At 60.9% G+C, this 19,606-nt stretch carries 19 protein-coding genes and 1 tRNA gene; 13 read left to right on the top strand and 7 right to left on the bottom strand.

Features of this window, described 5'->3' with window-relative positions; all coding sequences use genetic code 11:
* Positions 1–6 precede the first annotated feature (6 nt).
* The 6 genes from VWZ87_RS16220 (at position 7) to VWZ87_RS16195 (ending at position 5,353) form a co-directional block, all read left to right on the top strand.
* Positions 7–393: a RidA family protein gene (locus VWZ87_RS16220; RefSeq protein ID WP_416535566.1), complete on the top strand. Its 387-nt coding sequence runs from the start codon at positions 7–9 to the stop codon at positions 391–393.
* 218 nt (positions 394–611) lie between these two features.
* Positions 612–1,022 (top strand): cupin domain-containing protein, encoded by a 411-nt coding sequence (locus tag VWZ87_RS16215; RefSeq protein ID WP_416535565.1) that lies wholly within the window; start codon positions 612–614, stop codon positions 1,020–1,022.
* A 257-nt stretch (positions 1,023–1,279) separates the two neighbouring features.
* Positions 1,280–2,734 (top strand): M20 family peptidase, encoded by a 1,455-nt coding sequence (locus VWZ87_RS16210; RefSeq protein WP_416535564.1) that lies wholly within the window; start codon positions 1,280–1,282, stop codon positions 2,732–2,734.
* Between the two features lie 218 nt (positions 2,735–2,952).
* Complete coding sequence (locus VWZ87_RS16205; protein WP_340546655.1) at positions 2,953–3,408, top strand: ATP-dependent zinc protease; 456 nt, start codon at positions 2,953–2,955, stop codon at positions 3,406–3,408.
* Complete coding sequence (gene rimK, locus VWZ87_RS16200) at positions 3,405–4,310, top strand: 30S ribosomal protein S6--L-glutamate ligase (protein WP_340546656.1); 906 nt, start codon at positions 3,405–3,407, stop codon at positions 4,308–4,310. Before VWZ87_RS16205 ends, rimK begins: the two co-directional genes overlap by 4 nt.
* Positions 4,310–5,353: a succinylglutamate desuccinylase/aspartoacylase family protein gene (locus tag VWZ87_RS16195; RefSeq protein ID WP_340546657.1), complete on the top strand. Its 1,044-nt coding sequence runs from the start codon at positions 4,310–4,312 to the stop codon at positions 5,351–5,353. The genes rimK and VWZ87_RS16195 overlap by 1 nt, the downstream gene beginning before the upstream one ends.
* Positions 5,354–5,418: 65 nt before the next feature.
* Here the strand turns inward: VWZ87_RS16195 and VWZ87_RS16190 are convergent, their stop codons facing one another.
* Complete coding sequence (locus VWZ87_RS16190) at positions 5,419–6,309, bottom strand: AraC family transcriptional regulator (protein ID WP_416535563.1); 891 nt, start codon at positions 6,307–6,309, stop codon at positions 5,419–5,421.
* Between the two features lie 286 nt (positions 6,310–6,595).
* Between VWZ87_RS16190 and VWZ87_RS16185 the strand changes: the two genes are divergently transcribed.
* Both VWZ87_RS16185 and VWZ87_RS16180 read left to right on the top strand, forming a co-directional pair.
* On the top strand, positions 6,596–7,408 hold the full coding sequence (locus VWZ87_RS16185; RefSeq protein WP_416535562.1) for an SDR family oxidoreductase: 813 nt from the start codon (positions 6,596–6,598) through the stop codon (positions 7,406–7,408).
* Positions 7,409–7,644: 236 nt separating this feature from the next.
* Positions 7,645–10,524, top strand: a complete 2,880-nt coding sequence (locus tag VWZ87_RS16180; RefSeq protein WP_416535561.1) for a Hint domain-containing protein — start codon at positions 7,645–7,647, stop codon at positions 10,522–10,524.
* A gap of 410 nt (positions 10,525–10,934) precedes the next feature.
* On the opposite strand, the gene VWZ87_RS16175 is transcribed toward VWZ87_RS16180, so the two are convergent.
* Both VWZ87_RS16175 and VWZ87_RS16170 read right to left on the bottom strand, forming a co-directional pair.
* Positions 10,935–11,010, bottom strand: a tRNA-Ala gene (locus tag VWZ87_RS16175).
* A gap of 175 nt (positions 11,011–11,185) precedes the next feature.
* A complete protein-coding gene (locus tag VWZ87_RS16170; RefSeq protein ID WP_416535560.1) occupies positions 11,186–11,512 on the bottom strand; it encodes a TIGR02300 family protein in 327 nt (108 codons plus the stop codon).
* Between the two features lie 100 nt (positions 11,513–11,612).
* On the opposite strand from VWZ87_RS16170, the gene VWZ87_RS16165 reads away from it, so the two are divergent.
* Positions 11,613–12,305, top strand: a complete 693-nt coding sequence (locus tag VWZ87_RS16165; RefSeq protein WP_340546681.1) for a SprT family zinc-dependent metalloprotease — start codon at positions 11,613–11,615, stop codon at positions 12,303–12,305.
* Between the two features lie 86 nt (positions 12,306–12,391).
* Positions 12,392–13,048 carry a GntR family transcriptional regulator gene (locus VWZ87_RS16160; RefSeq protein WP_340546682.1) on the top strand — a complete coding sequence of 219 codons (657 nt, stop codon included), beginning with the start codon at positions 12,392–12,394 and terminating at the stop codon, positions 13,046–13,048.
* A gap of 444 nt (positions 13,049–13,492) precedes the next feature.
* Here VWZ87_RS16160 and VWZ87_RS16155 read toward each other — a convergent pair whose 3' ends face one another.
* A complete protein-coding gene (locus VWZ87_RS16155) occupies positions 13,493–14,455 on the bottom strand; it encodes an acetyl-CoA carboxylase carboxyltransferase subunit alpha (protein WP_340546683.1) in 963 nt (320 codons plus the stop codon).
* A 120-nt stretch (positions 14,456–14,575) separates the two neighbouring features.
* Between VWZ87_RS16155 and VWZ87_RS16150 the strand changes: the two genes are divergently transcribed.
* A complete protein-coding gene (locus VWZ87_RS16150) occupies positions 14,576–15,412 on the top strand; it encodes an AraC family transcriptional regulator (protein ID WP_416534627.1) in 837 nt (278 codons plus the stop codon).
* A gap of 3 nt (positions 15,413–15,415) precedes the next feature.
* Here the strand turns inward: VWZ87_RS16150 and VWZ87_RS16145 are convergent, their stop codons facing one another.
* Positions 15,416–16,012, bottom strand: coding sequence for a LysE family translocator (locus tag VWZ87_RS16145; RefSeq protein ID WP_340546685.1), 597 nt, complete (start codon positions 16,010–16,012; stop codon positions 15,416–15,418).
* A 73-nt stretch (positions 16,013–16,085) separates the two neighbouring features.
* Between VWZ87_RS16145 and VWZ87_RS16140 the strand changes: the two genes are divergently transcribed.
* Positions 16,086–16,538 carry an Lrp/AsnC family transcriptional regulator gene (locus VWZ87_RS16140; RefSeq protein WP_416534626.1) on the top strand — a complete coding sequence of 151 codons (453 nt, stop codon included), beginning with the start codon at positions 16,086–16,088 and terminating at the stop codon, positions 16,536–16,538.
* 53 nt (positions 16,539–16,591) lie between these two features.
* Here the strand turns inward: VWZ87_RS16140 and VWZ87_RS16135 are convergent, their stop codons facing one another.
* Together VWZ87_RS16135 and VWZ87_RS16130 are read right to left on the bottom strand one after the other, a co-directional pair.
* Positions 16,592–17,197 carry a hypothetical protein gene (locus VWZ87_RS16135; protein WP_416534625.1) on the bottom strand — a complete coding sequence of 202 codons (606 nt, stop codon included), beginning with the start codon at positions 17,195–17,197 and terminating at the stop codon, positions 16,592–16,594.
* A 52-nt stretch (positions 17,198–17,249) separates the two neighbouring features.
* The gene (locus VWZ87_RS16130) at positions 17,250–18,212 is read right to left on the bottom strand and encodes an L-malyl-CoA/beta-methylmalyl-CoA lyase (protein ID WP_340546688.1); all 963 of its coding nucleotides are present in this window, start codon (positions 18,210–18,212) and stop codon (positions 17,250–17,252) included.
* 315 nt (positions 18,213–18,527) lie between these two features.
* On the opposite strand from VWZ87_RS16130, the gene dgcN reads away from it, so the two are divergent.
* A complete protein-coding gene (gene dgcN, locus VWZ87_RS16125; RefSeq protein ID WP_340546689.1) occupies positions 18,528–19,529 on the top strand; it encodes an N-acetyltransferase DgcN in 1,002 nt (333 codons plus the stop codon).
* Positions 19,530–19,606: the final 77 nt, after the last annotated feature.

Genomic DNA, 19,606 nt, shown 5'->3' with positions numbered 1-19,606 from the left:
CAGCACATGCCACGCCAATTTATCACCGACGTCCCGGGTGTCCCCACATCACGCTCGCCGATTTCTCAAGCGGTCGTCGTTGGGAATACCTGCCATATCTCGGGTCAATTGGCCATATATGAGGACGGCTACCGACCTGGCAGCGCAGCTGAAGAGACTGACAGGGCCTTCGATCTGGTGTTTAAAATCGCTGCCGCAGCGGGGTTCTCTTTGGAAGAGATCGTTTATGTGGATATCGCGTTTTCTGACATTGAACGGGATCTGGCGGAGGTAAATGAAGTCTGCCGAACGCGGTTCTCACAGTTTCCGGCAAGGACGATCTATGAGGCTGCGCGACTGCCTTATGGTGCAAAAATCAAGATACAGGCCATCGCGATGAAAGACGGCCTGTGACGGAAGGATAAGGTCGCTTGCGGGATAATCATTGGTTTGGCTGCGGTGGCACCTTTTACGGGGGGCTGTCGCCGGGCGGCGTGACACGCGGCGGCTCGGTGCGCTCGTCAACCTGTCCAATTCAAAGGGGATCGTCTTCGGTATGCGCCTGATGATTGGGCGAAGCTGAAGCGGATACCTGCTATTGATGATAAGACCATGCAAAAGGATGGGAAACGATGACCGGTAAGACAGACAATACCAAATCCGCGCAGACATCAGCTGCGCGAACCACATCGGCAAGATCAAGCGACGTGGTACGACACCCTTTTTCTGATGTTGCTAGACAGCTGACCGAAGCTGCGCCCTTTGACGTCGTGTTCGAGACGCCCGAGGTGACCGTGGAACTCTACGCGCCTGTCGGCATAGACAAACAGAAACCGCATGAGCGGGATGAACTCTATATTGTCGCGACCGGTACAGGTACTTTTTCGCGCGGTGACGAGTTGGTGCCATTCGGGCCGGGCGATCTGCTTTTCGTTCCCGCCCACGTGCCGCATCGCTTTGAGAGCTTCACTGACGACTTTAAGGCCTGGGTGATCTTCTATGGAGATGTGCGGCCCAAAGAGACAGGTGCTCATCCGAAATAGCCGCCAAAAGCGGAGCCTGAGAAGCGGCGGCACGGGTGCTGCGCGGTTCAGTCATGATCCCTGGTCCGCAGGTGGCGCTCACATCATGCCACAGCGTCCCGTAATGGTGCGGCGGTCGGTCGCCATCTCGAGATGGGGTGGCAAACTTCGGGCTCCGCTTTCAGAAATTCGGGACGGTTGTCGTAAGGTCATCTTTGACAGGTTATCCAACTGTGTCTCTGCTCGGCGGTTAGGGCGTGTTGGGAGGGCGCGGAGACATGCGGACGATTTTTCGAAAGAGCCTGCTGGGGCTATTGGGTGTGTTTATGGTCATGCTCGCCGTCCTTGCGATCAATACGATGCGATATCGGGCCGACATACGGACCGATGTGGCAGCCTATAGCCTGGGTGCGGATATTGGGCAGGCCACGGAGTTGCTGTCTCGGGCTATTCAGTTTGAGACCGATAGCACCAAACCCGATGCAGCTGATTTCAGCGCCTTCACGGATTTTCTTCAGCAGGCGTTTCCGGGCGTCTTTGCAGCTGTGGATCTGGAGATGATGGCTGCGAACACGCCGCTCCTGAGGTGGCAGGGAACTGATCCAGACCTCGCCCCCGTTCTTCTGGCGGCGCATTATGACGTCGTGCCCATCGCACCGGGATCATTGGATCGCTGGGATCATCCGCCTTTCGCCGGTGTGGTTGCCGACGGCTATATCTGGGGGCGCGGGACGTTGGACAACAAGGGCGCGCTGATCGCAATGCTCAGCGCGGCCGAGCATCTCATCCAAGAGGGTTTCACCCCCAAACGGTCTGTCTACTTCAGCTTCGGTGGCGATGAGGAAGTCGGCGGCGACGGCGCGCGGTCTGTCGCCAAACATCTGAACCAACAGGGGGTCCAACTGGCCTGGACATTGGACGAAGGGTCTTTTGTACTCGACAACGTGATCCCCGGGCTCGATGTGCCGGTGGCAAGTATCAACCTGTCCGAAAAAGGCTTTCTGACAGTGAAACTGGTGGCAGAGGCCGAGGGCGGGCATTCTGCTCTGCCACCCAAGATGACGGCTGTCGGGCGTATCGCCCGCGCGGTTGATCGCGTGCAGAATTCACCGCTGGAAGGTGGGCTTGACGGTGTGACGGCTGAGTTCTTTGATGCTTTGGGTCGTCACTTTACCTTGGACAAGCGCGCATTGTTTGCGAACCAATGGCTGTTCAGCCCCCTGCTTGAAACGGGGCTTTCGAATGCGGCCTCGACCAATGCGATGCTGCGCACGACGACAGCGCCAACCATGTTGAGCGGATCAAACAAGGCCAATGTTCTGCCGACCGAGGCGACCGCCACGATCAACTTCAGACTTCATCCGCGGGATACTGCCGAACATGTGATTGCGCATATCGCGAAGGTCATTGACGACCCGGAGATTGACATCGTTTTTGATCCTGCGGCGGTGCGCGAAGCCTCTCCTGTCGCAAGTTCATCTGCGCAGGGGTTCGAGGATATCGAGAGTTCGATCCTATCGGTTTTTGGGGAGATTGCTTCCGTTCCCGGCCTGACAATTGCGGCGACGGATGCCCGCCACTACGCACAGGCTTCGGACAACGCATATCGCATCAATCCGTTCCTAGTCGAAGACGATGATATTGCGCGTTTTCATGGAACGAATGAACGCCTGTCGGTTGCAAACCTGGAGCGCGGGATCAATTTCTTTGGCGCCCTCATAACCAGACAGTAGCGCAGAACCGGCCCGCCGCTCAGCTGCCCCCGCCGCACGGTCGCTATTGAGGCGACCGGCGGCGGGGTTTCCGTGGATCGGGCAGACACCCCTTGTGGATGCTCATAACCCTCGCTGTTCATTTGCAAATGACCGTTCTGACAGTCCGCTACCCCAATTGGCTAATCATTCGGGAGCTGTCATAACAGGGGCAGCTATGGAAACAGGAGACGATTCATATGCTCGTTGTCGGCTGGCAGGAACGGGTTGATCTCCCGCTTCTTGGACTTACGAACCTGAAGGCGAAAATCGATACAGGTGCGCGCACATCGGCGCTTCATGCTACAGATATTGTGACGTTCGAACGCGACGGCGTTCCCTGGGTTCGTTTTCACACACGGTTCGACGATGATTCACACGACACCGATGTGGAATCTCCGATCCATGATCAGCGCGAGATCAAGAACACCAGCGGCATTCCGGAAACCCGGATCGTTATCCGGACCAGATTTCGGATATCGGACCGCTTGTGGAAGATCGATCTGTCGCTGACCGAGCGTACCGAGATGAAATTCCGCATGATCGTGGGGCGCACGGCCCTGCGCGGGCATTCCATCCTGGTGAACCCCGCCAAGCGCAATTTGACGGCACCGAAACCAGCAGCCGCAATCGTCGGCAGAAGGAAAAACTCATGAAAATCGCGTTGCTCGCCAGAAACGCCAATCTCTATTCCCACAAACGGCTGGTGGAAGCCGCCGAGGAACGCGGTCACGAGATCCACGTCATCAATACGCTGCGGTGCTACATGAACATCGCGTCGCGGCGCCCGGAGATTTATTACAACGGGGAAAAACTGGAAGGTTACGATGCGGTCATTCCGCGGATCGGGGCCTCTGTCACCTTCTATGGCATGGCGGTTCTGCGCCAGTTCGAGATGATGGGTGTCTACCCATTGAACGAGAGCGTGGCGATCGGGCGGTCGCGCGACAAACTGCGCTCAATGCAGCTTCTGGCGCGCGACGGGGTTGGCCTGCCGGTGACGACCTTCGCCCATGACCCCAAGCAGACCGAAGAGGTGCTGGAGCTTGCGGGCGGTGCGCCTCTGGTGATCAAGCTGCTGGAGGGGACACAGGGGCTTGGCGTTGTTCTGGCCGACACGAATCGCTCCGCGAAATCGGTCATTGAAGCGTTTCGTGCGACCGACACGAATATCCTGATCCAGGAGTTCATCAAGGAAGCCGGCGGGACCGACATCCGCGCGATCGTGATCGGGGGACGGGTCATCGCGGCGATGAAGCGTACCGGGGCCGAGGGGGAATTCCGGTCCAATCTGCATCGTGGCGGCTCGGCGCAATTGATCAAACTGTCGCCGGAAGAACGCTCAACCGCCGTGCGGGCTGCGAAATCCATGGGTCTGAATGCCTGTGGTGTCGACATGCTGCGTGCAAATCACGGGGCGGTGGTGATGGAGGTGAATTCCTCCCCCGGACTGGAAGGCGTTGAAAAGGCGACCGGTCTTGATGTTGCTGGCAAGATGATCGAGTTCATCGAGAAGAACGCCAAACCCGGCAAAACCAAAACGAAGGGCAAGGGCTAATGATCAAACGCCCGGGGTTTGATATCGGCGGGGAGCTGATCCCGCCCGGCACCCGGCGCACCGTTGATCTTCCTGTCAGTTCACTGTCAGACCATACGCCGGTGAATATGTCAGCCCATGTCGTTCATGGCAAAACGGAGGGACCGGTTGTCTTCGTCAGCGCAGGGGTGCACGGCGACGAGGTGATTGGCATCGAAATCGTACGGCGACTGCTGAAATCACCTGCGTTGCGGGGCCTCAAGGGCACGTTGATTGTGGTCCCGATTGTGAACTCTTTTGGGTTCATCAACCGGTCCAGATATCTGCCCGACAGGCGGGATCTGAACCGCTCTTTCCCTGGGAACGAGGGCGGATCGCTTGCTGCGCGTCTTGCGCATCTGTTCCTGAAGGAGATCGTGTCGCGCTCTGACGTCGGGATCGATCTCCACTCGGCGGCGATCCACCGGATCAACTATCCGCAGGTGCGCGTGTCGCCGGAGGATGCCGTGGCACGGGAGATGGCGGATGTCTTCGGCGCCCCGATCATCATGGAATCGGCGATACGACAGGGATCCCTGCGAAACTCGGCAAAGGAGCTGGGAAAGACCGTTCTGCTTTACGAGGCGGGTGAGGGTCTGCGATTTGATGAGGTTTCGGTGCGCGCCGGGCAGGCTGGCATTCTCAGGGTGATGAAATCATTGGGGATGATTTCCGCCCGCGGCGTGGCGCCCGCCAAGGCGCGCCCGCAGTTCTGCCCCTCCAGCAAATGGCTGCGGGCGCCGATGGGTGGCCTGTTTCGCAGCCTGAAGGCAGACGGCGATCCGGTGCGCCAGGGCGACGTACTGGGGGTGGTGTCTGATCCCTTTGGCGAAGAAGAAACCGAGGTCGTCGCGCCGTTCGATGGTATCATCGTGGGGCGGGCGGTACTGCCGGTGGTGAACGAAGGTGACGCCGTGTTCCATCTGGCGCGGGTTCAATCCATGAAACAGGCCGAGAATGCCATGGATGATCATTCATCACAGCTCGCGGATGATCCCATGTTCGACGAGGATGAGATCATCTGATCCATGCGGCATGGGCATTTCAGTGTTCCCACCGTTGTCCGACAGCCCGCGGCGAGACAGGCGGGCTAGGTCGGCGTCGCGGTATCGCGGTCCTGCCTTGGAGATCTGCCAAACTTGCGGGAGTATTCGCGCGAGAACTGCGCCGAGCTCTCATAGCCGACGGAAAAAGCTATTTCCGACACTTTTGCATCGGTTGACCTGAGCTCGTCGCGGGCTTTCAGAAGGCGCAGATCCTTTTGGTATTGCAGCGGGGATGTGCCGGTCACGGCCTTGAACTGTTCGAAGAAGGCAGAGTTGCTCATGCCGATCCGGTCGGCAAGCTCGCCGATTGCGATTGTCTGCGAGAGATTTGCCTGAAGGTCACGGGTTGCGAGATGGATGCGGCTTGCTGTGCTTTGGTGCCAGAGCAGCCGTTGCAGACCAGCCGCGTGCTGCCCGATCAGCAACCTAGCGTGGACTTCGCGAGCGGTGATCGGGGCCAGCACTTTTGCTGTCTCAGCCCTCTCGCATTGGTTGAGATAGCGCGAGAGGGCGTCCTCAAGGCCGGGATCGGTATCACACAGGCAGATCGAAAACGGGTCGCAAGGAGTGGACGTCGAGGCGGGCGGCACCGCAGATGCCAGAGACCGCAGCACATCCAGGTCCAGTGGGAAGACAAGCGCCGTGTAGGGGTGTTCGGCCGATGCCTGGGTGATGCGCGAGATGACCGGGAGTGTATGGCTGACCACGAGGGACTGGCCCGCGCTGACGGTGAGGCTTCTGTGGTTTGAGCCGACGGATTTTGCGCCCTGCAGAATCAGACATAACAAAGGTCTGTAGACGGTCGACTCCAGCCCCGTGCTGGCGTGGAGGCGCAGCATATGCGTGTTGCTGGCGTCGTGGTGTATCGCGCCATCCCTGACCCCCGACCGATCCAGTATCGCGGTCACCTGTGCGTATAGACTCTGCTTGGCCATGCAGCTTTTCCTCCAGGGCTGCTTCGGACATAGCAGTCGGTGAGGTCTCTACATAACAGAAATCACCAGTTTCGGAGGATCAGGCAAGTATTCTGGATAATCGAGAAAGAATAACGGCGGGTCGGAGAGCATTGTGGGATCAGTGATGGTTGTGAACTTCAACAGAGGGGAGATGCACCATGATGGAAAAGGCGACGAGCCGGTGCCTCACCACATCACCCGCCATGTCACGACGCGCGTCGGTATCGAAGAGATGTTCACGCAGAACCCCTGAAGGAGAGCGACTATGAAAACCATTCTGATTACGGGCGCCTCGTCGGGTATAGGCGAAGCCACTGCCAGACACTTTCAGGCGCAGGGCTGGAATGTCATCGCGACCATGCGAAGCCCCGACAGCACGGGCGAGCTGGCGGCACTCGACAACGTCCATCTGGCGCGGCTGGATGTGACCGACCCGGCGTCGATTGCAGCGGCGGTCAAACAGGGCATTGAGCGTTTTGGCCGAATTGATGTGCTGCTCAACAATGCAGGCTATGGCGCCTATGGCGCGCTTGAGGCGTTTTCGATGGAGCGGATCCGGCGCCAGTTCGACACCAATGTGATCGGGTTGCTGGAAGTGACCAAGTCCGTGTTGCCGCATATGCGGGAGAACCGGTCAGGCACGATCATCAATATCTCCTCCATCGGCGGACAGATCACATTCCCGCTCGGCACGCTTTATCATGGCACAAAATTCGCTGTCGAAGGTCTATCGGAAGCGCTGCATTACGAACTGGAACCGCTGGGCATCCGGGTTCGGATTGTCGAGCCGGGCATGATCAGAACGAATTTCGGTGGCAGCTCCTTTGATTTTGCACTGGATGACAGCCTGCCTGACTATGCGCCCACAGCTGAGGCCATGGGGCGGGTGTTCAGCAGGCTGGCTTCCAGCCCGTCTGCCCCCGCAACCGTCGCCGAAGTGATCTGGGAGGCCGCCAACGACAGCGGCGACCGTCTGCGCTTTCGGGCTGGGCCAGATGCTGTTGCGCTTCTGGATCAGCGGCATCAGCAGGATGACGCCACATTTATCGGTGGCATCAAGGAGCTGATGAAACCATAGTTTCAACGGTTTCGGCGCTGGCTTTCAGCGGTTGCAAAGTGACGCAGGGAGATCGGGCCGGATATCGGTTCGGGCGGGCCGTTTTACGGCTGGAACACGCGTTTCGGCGCCAGTTTACTCTTTTTTATCGCAAGACCTCTAAATTGGCTTTGGTATGTGTAGATACCATTGGCCATGGGTCCGTTCCCACTGGTCATGAATACTGCGTTTTGATCAGCTAAGGATTGATACCCGCCATGCCCCGTCCAAGTTGGCTCGAAGATCTCCTTGCTACTCTTGTCGGTGGCCGGGGTAATGACAGAATGGGCGGCACCACCGGTGACGATACCATGGATGCCGGTGAGGGAGACGATACCGTTGCCGGTGAGGAGGGCAGCGATGTCATCGACGGGGGCCTCGGCAATGATGTCATCTATGGCGACATGGGGGACGGTTTTGCGCAGGGGGCAAACGCATCACCGCTGACGCTCGACATCAACAACATCCAGAGCGTGGTCCATGACGGCAGCACCGGCTCCGTCGGGAACTATGCGATTTTCAGGGATATCGCCAAGCTTGAGGATGGCACCAGCATCTCCGGCAGGCTGATCCTGCTTGAAAAATCCAACGCCAATATGTCGGTTGAATTCGGTTATACCGCCGGCGCGGAAATCCTCCTGACCGGGAACCAGCCGGGGGATCAGGCCAAATTCCGGCTGGAGTTTTTTGATCCCATAACCGGTGAAACGGTCTATCTGAACTCGACCGCGACCTTCAACGACATTGATGACAACAGTCAAACCGGCGACGCCGAGGCGGTGATCATCGATGGCAACAGTTTCACCTCTTTTGGTATTTCCTCCGATTCCTCGCTGACCACGGGTATCGACGGAAATGTGGTCAAGGCCACCGGTTCGGAACTGAACGATTATACGGATCAGGATTCCTGGTTCTCTGCCTCCTTTGAAGATCGTTCGTCGATCGAGTTCACCCTGCAGACCCGTGTCGGATTGTCGGGTTTTACCCTATCGGGTGATATTCTGGACGATCCGGTCACCACGATCATCGAACAGGGCGCCGATACCGTGCTGGCGGGCGACGGCAATGATATTGTCTATGGTCAGGGCGGCAATGACTCCATCATGGGCGAGGAGGGGGACGACCATCTGGAGGGTGGTGATGGTGATGACGTCATGGATGGCGGCGTCGGCGCGGATACCCTGATTGGCGGCGAGGGGGGCGATACCCTCTCCGGCGGTGACGGCGATGACTATATCGAAGGTGGTGCCGGTGATGACCAGCTGTCCACCGGAATTGGCAACGACACGCTGATCGGCGGCGAGGGCAATGACACCCTGAACAACTCGGCCGGCGATGACAGCCTGGTCGGCGGGGTTGGCAACGACAGCATCGTTGCGACCGACGGTTTTGACACGCTGGAAGGTGGTGCTGGCGACGACACCATGTACGGGGGCAATGACGGCGACCTCCTGCTTGGCGGCGCTGACAACGACCTGATGTATGGCGAGTCCGGAAACGACAGCCTCGACGGCGGTGATGGCAACGACGTCATGGACGGCGGCATTGGCAATGATACGTTGATGGGTGGTCTCGGGGCCGATACCATCTCCGGTGGTGACGGGGATGATTACATTGATGGCGGCGATGGCGACGACAGCCTGACCACCGGCCTCGGGAATGACACGCTGATCGGGGGTGCAGGCAATGATACCCTGCGCAACTCGGCCGGTGACGACAGCCTGGTGGGCGGGACCGGCGATGACAGCATCGTCGCAACCGATGGCAACGACACGCTGGAAGGCGGCGATGGCGCCGACACGATGTACGGCGGCAATGACAACGACCTGCTGGTCGGGGGCAGCGGCGCTGACAAGATGTATGGCGAAGCGGATGCCGATACGTTCCAGATGTCGGACGGCTTTGGCAATGACACGATCTCGGGCGGTGAGGCCGGCAATGACTCCGACCACATCGACATGTCGGCAGTCACCAGCAGTGTCACGGTCACCTATACCGGGTTTGAAGCGGGGCAGATCACCGACGGCGCCGATACGGTCACCTTCAGCGAGATCGAACGGCTGACCCTAACGAACCAGGGCGATGTGGTTGATGCCTCCGTTGACAATGCCGGTGTCAATATTGATGCCGGTGCCGGGGATGACACCATCACGCTGGGTAGCGGCCAGGACTCGATCATCGGCGGTGCTGGCGATGACCGGCTGATCCTCACCCAGGCGGGCGGCGTTGATACCGTCGGCGATTTCGATCTCAACGATGACGATGGCAATGGCTTCTACAACGATCAGCTGGATGTTTCGGGGCTGACCGGTGGCAGCGGAGTCGGCGGCGCGGTCATGACCAGCGATGTTGTCGTTTCCGACGATGGTTTCGGCAATGCCCTGCTGACCTTTCCGGGGGGTGAACAATTGGTGCTGCAGGGGGTTACCCCGGCGCAGATGAGCAGCCACAATCAGCTCTATTCAGCGGGGATCCCCTGTTTTACCCCGAATGTCCTGCTTGCAACGCGGCGGGGGGCGGTTCCGGCCGGTCAGATCCGGGTCGGCGATCTGCTGCAAACCGCTGACAACGGCTTTCAGCCGGTGATCTGGGTCGGCAAGCGTCATCTCAGCTCGGCCGAGCTGCTGCAGCGCCCGCATCTGCGTCCCTATTGCCTGCGCCCCGGTGGGATCCTCTCGCCCGAGCGTCCGATGCTGCTGTCACCCCAGCATCGCCTGATTGTCAGTGATCGCGCCCTGATGCCGGATCATTCCCGCGACGAAAAGTTCATCTCGTCGAAATTGCTGGCCGAAGCGGATCCAGACTTCACCTGCCAGATCGCGCATCACGCACCCGTCACCTATGTGCATCTGATGACCGAGCAACATGAGGTTATCTTTGCCGAAGGCATCGCGACCGAAACTTTCTGGCCCGGCCCCGAGGCCATCCGAGGCCTTTCGGTCGATGATATGCGAGAGCTGCTGACCTTGTTCCCCGACCTCGCTGCGGTGCATGGGTTGACCGGCGAGCCCGGACGTAGCCGCGTGCGCGGAGCCTATGGCGATCTTGCACGTCGATCCCTCAGGCGCCGCGACATCGGGCATCTGCACGCGGCCTGACACGGCGCGAGGGCATGGGGTGCTGACGCTCGCGCGGCGCGAGGTGCCCGATCTGGGGATCGGCATGACCGCAAGGTGACGACGCCGCGTGACCGCATATCTGCTCGCAGCACATCTTTTCAAGCCATCGTCGCGTGCGGCGGGCGTCATGAGCGGATGGTGGTTGTGCTGTGGCCGTGGTCTTCGGCTCAGGGTCTATTATGCGCTGCCAAAAATGCAAAACGAGGAGATGGTCACCCATTTGCCGCCCCCCGATCTGGCGGGATAAAGGACTGCAAGGCGATATTCCCGTCCCAGGGTGCGGATCAATGCGGCAGTGATTGTTGAGTGAAAACAGCACCGTGCGGCACAGATGAGCCAGTTCATGCTGTGGAGTGAGCCACGCCATCTTACTCATTTCAGAGAGGGTTTGGTGGAGCCTAGCGGGATCGAACCGCTGACCTCCTGCATGCCATGCAGGCGCTCTCCCAGCTGAGCTAAGGCCCCAAACCGCCGCGTTTCGTTTCCGTCTCGCGGTGTGTGACGGTGATTTAAGGGAGGCTGGCGCGGGCCGCAAGCGGAAAATGCACCATCGTCCGAGATTTTTTTGGCAGCTGAATTTCGGCTGTAATTCTGGCTGTCCGGGGGAGGTGGCAGCACCTCCCCCAAGGGCCGTGTGGCCTTAGGAATCGTCGTCTTCAGAGGCGACGTCGGCGATATCTTCAAGCGAGACGTTGTCCTCGTCGTCATCGTCATCCAGGACATCGTCGCCCAGATCCAGATCGACGTCATCTGCATCATCAAGCACCGCGTCATCGCCGTCGGTGTTTTCCTTGGCCTTACGGCTTGCCGCGTCTTCGGCGTCGGCTTCGATCATCCGGCTTTTGCCGTTGTTCAGTTCGACCACCTCGCCAGTGTATGGGCTGATGATCGGGTTCTTGTTCAGGTCATAAAAACGTTTGCCGGTTGTCGGGCAAACGCGCTTTACACCCCATTCTTCATTGGGCATGTGGATCCCCTTGATTTTCTGCTGAGTCGGTTCGACGATTCAGGTGCCTTGCCATATGCGCCGGGTGCTGTCAAAGCCTTTGCCAAAAGGGGAGGTCGCCATGGCTGATCATCACCTGCCCGGAGATCCGCCGGTTCCGCTGACGCTGCGCCGCTCGGCGCGGGCGCGGCGGATCAGTTTGCGGATCTCCGGGCTGGACGGGCGGGTGACGCTGACGCTGCCGGCGCGGGTGCCAGAGCGAGAGGCGCTGGCCTTTGCCCAGGAAAAGGAAGACTGGATCCGCGGCCATCTGGCGCGGCACCCGGATCCCATAGAGGTAGGCTATGGCAGCCTGCTGCCCATTGACGGGCAACCGCGACGGGTGGTGGCTGGAACCGGGCGTCGCCTGCTGTTGCAGCCGGGACAACTGGCGGTGCCGGGGGCGGTGAACGGGGCGGGGCCGGGGCGCCGCATCCAGCGCTACCTGCAAGAGCTGGCCCGCGACCGGCTGGCGGCGGCGTCGGATCAATATGCGGCGGCGCTGGGCCGCAGCTATTGCCGGATCAGCCTGCGGGATACGCGGTCGCGATGGGGATCCTGTTCCTCCGATGGCGCGCTGATGTACTCTTGGCGGCTGATCCTGGCGCCACCGGAGGTGCTGCGCTACGTCGCGGCGCATGAGGTGGCCCACCTGGCGGAGATGAATCACTCACCGGCCTTCTGGGCCATCGTCCGAGAGCTTTACGGGCCATATGATGGGGCACGTGGCTGGCTGCGCAGCGAAGGCAACCACCTGCATCGCTACCGGTTCTGACGGCCCCGGCGCGCGCGGGGGAGGGCTCAGGGCCTCACGCTGTGAGAGCTGTTGACGTGACGTGGTTTTGTGATCACAAGAACCTCATGTCCAATCCCGTTCGCCCCACCGCCGAGCCGCCCACAGGGTCCGCCCATGATCGGGTCTACCGTACCTTGCGCACGCGGATCATGCATGGCGAGATGACGCCAGGGGAGGCGCTGACCCTGCGGGGGATTGGTCGCGAGTTTGATGTGTCGATGACGCCGGCCCGCGAATCGGTACGGCGGCTGGTGGCTGAGGGGGCGCTGTTCCTGTCATCTTCGGGCCGGGTGTCGACGCCGGAGCTGACAAACGAGCGGATCGAAGAACTGGCGGCCCTGCGCGCGCTGATCGAGGTGGAGCTGGCCAGCCGGGCGCTGCCGCGTGCGCATATTGCCCTGATCGACCGGTTGCAAAGCATAAATACCAATGTGGCCGAGATGATCTCCAAGCGCGATGCGGTGGGCTATATCCGCACCAATCTGGAGTTTCACCGGACGCTTTATCTGCGGGCGCAGGCGCCAGCGATGCTGGCCATGGCAGAGACCGTCTGGTTGCAGCTGGGCCCGACCATGCGGGCGCTCTACGGGCGGTTGCGGCGGACCGAGCCGCCGCAGAACCACAAGCTGATCATTGCCGCGCTGAAGGCGGGGGATGAGCCGGGATTGCGGCTGGCGGTCCGGTCTGACGTGACCCAGGGGCTGCGGCTGCTGGCAGGGTGAACGCCGGATCTGCGGTGTCCCAATGTCGGCCGGGTGCTCCCGCCGGCTCAGGCCAATTATACCAATTGTCCTCGCAGTTGGGCCTGGCCCGGCGCCATGCGCCGGGCCAGGCCCAAGGCCGCCAGCGGCAGCGGCGTAAGCCGGTGAAGCGTGGCCGCGGGAGCGCTTGCGTACCGTTGCCCTGAGGGCCGGCGCTGATCGAGGATCGGAGGGAGCTGGATGACCGATCCCTCCTGTCTGGCCGATGAGGACGGCGAGACCGGGCCAGCAGTGCGGGCCGCTTTGCTCAGTTGCCGGTTGGCAGCCGGTGATGCCCGCTGATGTCACAAAGCCGACCGGGCGAGGGTCGGCTTTGTCGGCTGCTGTAGTGATGGCCATGCGCCCTGGTCCGGGCAGTTATGCCACCGGCGCCGCAAGGATGCGGACTTTAGGGCGGGGGAGGCGTCAGGCCGCCAGCCCCTTGGAGCCGATGTCCAGGAACTTCTGGCGCCGGTCCTTGATCAGCGTGGCGGCATCTTTGCCCTCCAGCTCGGCCAGCATCTCCGCCAGCGCGCCGCGCACCGCCTCAAAGGCGGCTTCGGCATTGCGATGGGCGCCGCCGAGCGGTTCCGGGATGATCTTATCCACCACGGCCAGCTCCTTGAGGTTCTGGGCGGTAAGGCGCAGGGCTTCGGCGGCTTCACGCATTTTCTCGGCATCCTTCCAGAGGATCGAGGCGCAGCCTTCGGGGCTGATCACGGAGTAAACCGAATGTTCCAGCATCGCGACGCGGTTCGCGGTGGCAAAGGCCACAGCGCCACCGGAGCCGCCTTCGCCGATGATGATGGAGATCAGCGGCACACCGATCTTGAGGCACATCTCGGTGGAGCGGGCAATGGCTTCGGATTGGCCGCGTTCTTCGGCACCTTTGCCGGGATAGGCGCCTGCGGTGTCCACAAGGGTCACCACCGGCAGGCCAAAACGACCGGCCATTTCCATCAGGCGGATGGCTTTGCGGTAGCCTTCGGGGCGGGCCATGCCAAAGTTATGGGCGATGCGAGCCTTGGTGTTGGACCCTTTTTCATGGCCGATCACCATCACCGGCTGGTCGTTGAAGCGGGCCAGGCCGCCCATAACCGCCAGATCATCGGCAAAGTTCCGGTCACCGGCCAGTGGCGTGTATTCGGTGAACAGCGCATCAATGTAATCGCGGCAATGCGGCCGTTCGGGGTGACGCGCGACCTGACATTTGCGCCAGGGGGTCAGATCCTTGTAAAGATCGATCAGCAACTGCGCCGCCTTGGCGTCTAGCGCTGCGGCCTCATCTGTCAGATCGGCCTCTTCATTGGCCCGGGCCAGGGCGCGCAGTTCTTCCGCCTTGCCTTCGATTTCGGCCAACGGTTTCTCAAAATCCATGTACTGGGTCATGTCGTCTCACTCGAGCGGTTTGCCCGATATATGGCCTCAAGGGGCGGCGGATGCAACTCAGCAAGATTTGTGAAGTGCTGCTATGGCACCCAAAACCGGTCAGAAGAGGGACGTTTTCCGATGAGCAACTCCTATGAGGACCGCATTCTGCGTGTGCTGGCGTATATCTACGACAACCCCGAGGGGGATCTGTCGCTGGATGCGCTGGCGGATGTCGCGGCGATGTCGCGGTTCCATTGGCACCGGGTGTTTCGCGCCCTGACCGGGGAAACCTGCGCGCAGGCGGTGCGCCGTATCCGGCTGCATCTGGCGGCGACCGCTCTGGTGCAGGGCAGCGCGCGGATCGAGCGTATCGGCGAGGCTGCCGGCTATCCCAATCCACGTTCTTTTGCCCGTGTTTTCGCCGATGCCTATGGGGTGTCGCCCGCTGCGTTTCGCAAAAGAGGCCGTCTTCTGCCGCCAAATCCCAATCTGATTGCCAAAGGAGAACCCATGTTACCCGTTACCCTTCGCACCGAACCCGGCCGCAGGCTGGCCGCGCTCGCCCACAAAGGCGCCTATAGCGAGATTGGTCGCAGTTTCGAGGCCTTTTCCGCGCTTTGTACGGCGCGCAATCTCTGGCCGCAGATGCGCCAGATGATCGGTGTCTACCTCGACAGTCCGGATGCTGTTCCGGATGCGGAGCTGCGCAGCTTCGCCGGGGCCAGCACGGCCGATGACAGCGTCCTGCCGGAGGGGATGGAAGAGGTTGTCTTGCCCGGCGGCAAGACCGCAGTCCTGACTTACAAGGGGCCATACTCCGGGATCCATGCGGCCTATGGCGATCTGTTCGGGGCCTGGTTACCGCAGTCGCAGGAAGAGCCGGCCGATGCGCCCTGTTACGAGATCTATCTCAATGATCCGCATCAGGTCGCGCCGGAGGAGCTGCTGACCGAAATCTGCCTGCCGCTGAAGTGAGTGTCAGCCCTGTAGCAGGATCGCGGCCAGCGAGGCCAACAGCAGCGCCGCCATGGTCCAGTTGAATGCCCGCAGCTGAGCAGGCCGGGTCAGCAGCCGTCGCAGTTGCTGACCCAGAATGGTCCAGGTCGAGGCTGAGAAACAGCCAATCAGCAGATAGGTGCCCGATACCCAGAGGATCGCCGTCACATCGCGGCTGGCTGCATAGAGGGTGATCGCGCCGAGTGCCATTGCCCAGGCCTTTGGGTTGACCCATTGGAAGGCACAGGCCTGAAGAAAGCTGAGCGGCGTGCCCTGTGCCTCGCCGTCCTGCGGCGGGGCCGCATTGGCGACCTTCCAGGCCAGCCAGAGCATATAGGCCACCGACAGGGCGGTCATGATCCAGGTGAGTGGCGGGAAGGCGTCGAACAGCTGCATCACGCCAAGGCCCACCGGCAGGATCATCAGCGGAAAGCCGATCGCCACGCCAAGAAGATGTGGCAGGGTGCGCTGGAAACCGAAATTGGCGCCTGAGGCCATCAACATCAGATTGTTGGGACCGGGCGTGAAAACAGTGCCGAAGACAAAAGCCGCAAGGGCGAGGAAGAGTTCATAAGTCATGGCGATGAAAATGCAGGGTCTCGGCGTGAATGAAATTGCGTTCTCTGCGTGAATGGATCATGTTTTGCAACAAATGGCGAAACTTGATCAGATAAACGACAAGATATTGCGTGAGCTAACCCGGGACGGGCGGATCAGCAATCTGGAGCTGGCCGACCGGGTTGGTCTGTCGCCCTCCGCCTGTCTGCGCCGGGTACAAGAGATGGAGCGCAGCGGTCTCATCACCGGCTACCGTGCGGTGTTGAACCGTCAGGCGCTGGGCGTGGGGTTTGTCACCTATATCGGCGTTGGCCTTGGCGAACACACCAAGGAGGCGCAGGAGGCCTTTGAGGTTGCGATGCGACAGGCGCCGGAGGTGGTGGAGTGCCACAATATCACCGGCACCATCGAATATCTGCTGCGGGTCGAATGCGCAGATCTGCCAAGTTACAAGAAGTTTCACACCGATATTCTGGGCACGTCGCCTTATGTCACTTCGATCACCACCTATGTGGTCATGGGATCACCCAAGGATCTGCGGGCCTGAGCGCCGGGGTGGTGGTATTTTTGAGTATTTGAGGAAAGTTGACAGGGCTGCTGTCACCCTTCGGCCAGGGCGGCGCGCATGGCGATGGCAGGGGAGGCCAGTACGGGGATATCCGTTTTCACGAGATCAGCAGCCCCGGCCATCGAGGCCTGCGCCAGGACCACACAGGCGGTATCAGCCACCAAGGCCAGGCTGGTGCTGATCCAGGTGGCGATCTCGGTGTGGAACAACTCGCTGTTGCCATTGGTGAAATGAGGCCAGAGGCCGGTCAGCGGCAGGCTGCGGATCTCGGCGGTCTGGCCGTTTTGGGCGAAGGCGCGTTCGAGCAGCGCAGTGGAGGCCGCGCGGGTGCTGTCCAGGCAGTAGGCGAGCAGCACCGGACCGCCGATCTGGGCGGCGGCCTGCATCATCGGCCAGTCGAGTCGCGTGGCGCCAGCGGTTTCTGCCAGCTCGCCCAGCGTGGTGCAGGTGCACAGGGCGGGACCGGTGACCTGGCGGATCTCGGCGGTGACCTCCTCGCGCAGGGTGTCGTCGATGCCATTTTGCGCCCGTTCGAGCCAGTCGGGACGGACAATGTGGTGCAGTTTTGCCGAGCCGGCCAGCGCCTCGAAGGTTGCCACATGGACGTCGGCCGTATGGATGAGCGTGAGGTCGGTCATGGTCTGCGCCTGTGGCTGGGCGGGAGCGCGGTTGCGCTCCCGGCTTTCTGGGTCAGCTGTTGCTGGCGATCAGGTCCGATTGGGCGACAATCACCTCGGCCTGTTTGATCGAGGCGATATCGACCAGGCGACCCTTGTAGACGGTGGCACCTTCGCCGTTGGCCTTGGCGGTTTCCATTGCGGCGAGGATTTCGCGGGCCTCGGAGACTGCCTCTTGCGACGGGGTGAAGACCTGATTGGCCAGTGCGATCTGTTTGGGGTGGATGGCCCATTTCCCGACCATCCCCAGCGTGGCGGAGCGTTTGGCCTGGGCGATATAGCCCTCGTCATCAGAGAAATCTCCGAATGGACCGTCCACCGGCAGGATGCCATGGGTGCGACAGGCGGCAACGATGGCGGCCTGCGCCCAGTGCCAGGGATCGGACCAGTGTTTTTCGCCCGCGCGCAGCATGTAGTAGTCTTCCTGCGTGCCGCCGATGCCGGTGGTCTGCATGCCCATTGAGGCCGCGAAATCCGCCGCACCCAGCGACATGGCCTGAAGGCGTGGGCTGCTGGCGGCGATGGCTTCGACATGGGCGATGCCCGCAGCGGATTCGATGATCACCTCAAAGGATACCGGTTTGCTGCGGCCCTTGGCGCGTTCAATGGCGGTGACCAGCGCGTCGACCGCATAGACGTCTTCAGCGCAGCCCACCTTGGGGATCATGATCTGATCGAGGCGGTCACCGGCCTGTTCGAGAAGATCCACAACATCGCGATACCAATAGGGCGTATCCAGCCCGTTGATGCGCACCGACATGTATTTGTTGCCCCAGTCGACCGTGTTCAGGGCCTCGATCACATTGGCGCGGGCGCTGTCCTTGTCGGAGGGGGCTACCGAATCTTCCAGATCGAGGTTGATCACATCCGCTGCCGAGGCCGCCATTTTGGGAAAGAGCTTGGTGTTGGAGCCGGGGCCGAACAACTGGCAACGGTTGGGGCGGGCCGGGGCGGCGGGTTGGATGCGAAAACTCATGCTGGCGACCTTTGAGTAATGAAGTGTCAAATTTTCCTTCTGTTTTGGTATTAAATTACGATCCAACCTGCAAGGAATTTGTGCAAGCGCAGCATTGCAGATGCAGAAAGCGGCAGCTCTGACGCGTGCCTGCGGGCGCAACCAAGCAAGGAACGCGCGCATCCTTCGCGAGGATCGAATAATCTTCGTGTAATTTGCGAAAACGTCGAAGAAATCTGCGTTGACCTACGGATATTGCGCGGAATTCGGGAGCCTCTCGCAGAGCGGCTCTCTTAAACTCGCGCGGAACTCGACTTTTACTCAGGAGGCCCCGCCATGATCGAGACCCCGTATCTGCTGTTTCTGGGCGACGCGCCCGATATGCTGGCTGCCAAGGTGGCCATCGGTATCCGTGACTGGCGGCCCGACCATGCGGTGGGCCAGATCCGCCTGCCGGGCTGTGGTGCCGATCTGGGGCTGACCGACATGACGCTGGCAGAGGCCAAGGCCGCCGGTGCCAAGACGCTGGTGATCGGTGTTGCCAACCGGGGCGGCGTGATCTCTCCGGCGTGGAAAGAGGTGCTGATTGCGGCCCTCGAGATGGGCTATGATCTGGCGTCTGGCCTGCACAACCTGCTGCGCGATGAGGGCGATCTGGTGGCAGCTGCCCAGACCCATGGCGGCACCCTGCATGATGTGCGCGTGCCCACTGTTGGCTATCCGATCGCCAATGGGGTGAAGCGCAGCGGCAAGCGCTGTCTGGCGGTTGGCACGGATTGTTCGGTCGGCAAGATGTATACCGCGCTGGCGATGGATGCCGAGATGCAGGAACGCGGGATGAAGTCGTCCTTCCGCGCGACGGGTCAGACGGGTATTCTGATCACCGGCCAAGGCGTGCCGCTGGATGCCGTGATTGCGGATTTCATGGCCGGTGCCGTCGAGTATCTGACGCCGGACAATGAAGACGACCACTGGGATCTGATCGAAGGTCAGGGCTCTTTGTTTCACGTGTCGTATTCCGGGGTGACCATGGCACTGGTGCATGGTGGGCAGCCGGATGCGCTGATCCTGTGCCATGAGCCGACCCGTGAGCATATGCGTGGCCTGCCGGGATATAAGCTGCCGAGCCTGGAGCAGCTGCGTGATACCGCGCTGCCGCTGGCGCAGGTTTCCAACCCGGACTGCAAGGTTGTTGGCATTTCCGTCAACACCCAGCATTTGAGCGAGGAAGAGGCGAAATCCTACCTCGCCGAGGTCGAGGCGCGGATGGGTCTGCCTGCGGTTGATCCCTATCGCCATGGCGCTGGCCGTCTGGTGGACGCGCTGAACGCGGTGTGATCTAACCTCGCTGTCGCCGGGGTGGTCCGACAGGATCGGAGCCTCCGGCGGGAGTATTTCGGGAAAGATGACATCCC

The sequence above is a fragment of the Phaeobacter sp. JH20_37 genome (assembly GCF_048056015.1).
Lineage (GTDB): Bacteria > Pseudomonadota > Alphaproteobacteria > Rhodobacterales > Rhodobacteraceae > Phaeobacter > Phaeobacter bryozoorum.
Note: the sequence above shows the minus strand (reverse complement) of the source record. Positions and strands in the feature narration are given on the sequence as shown.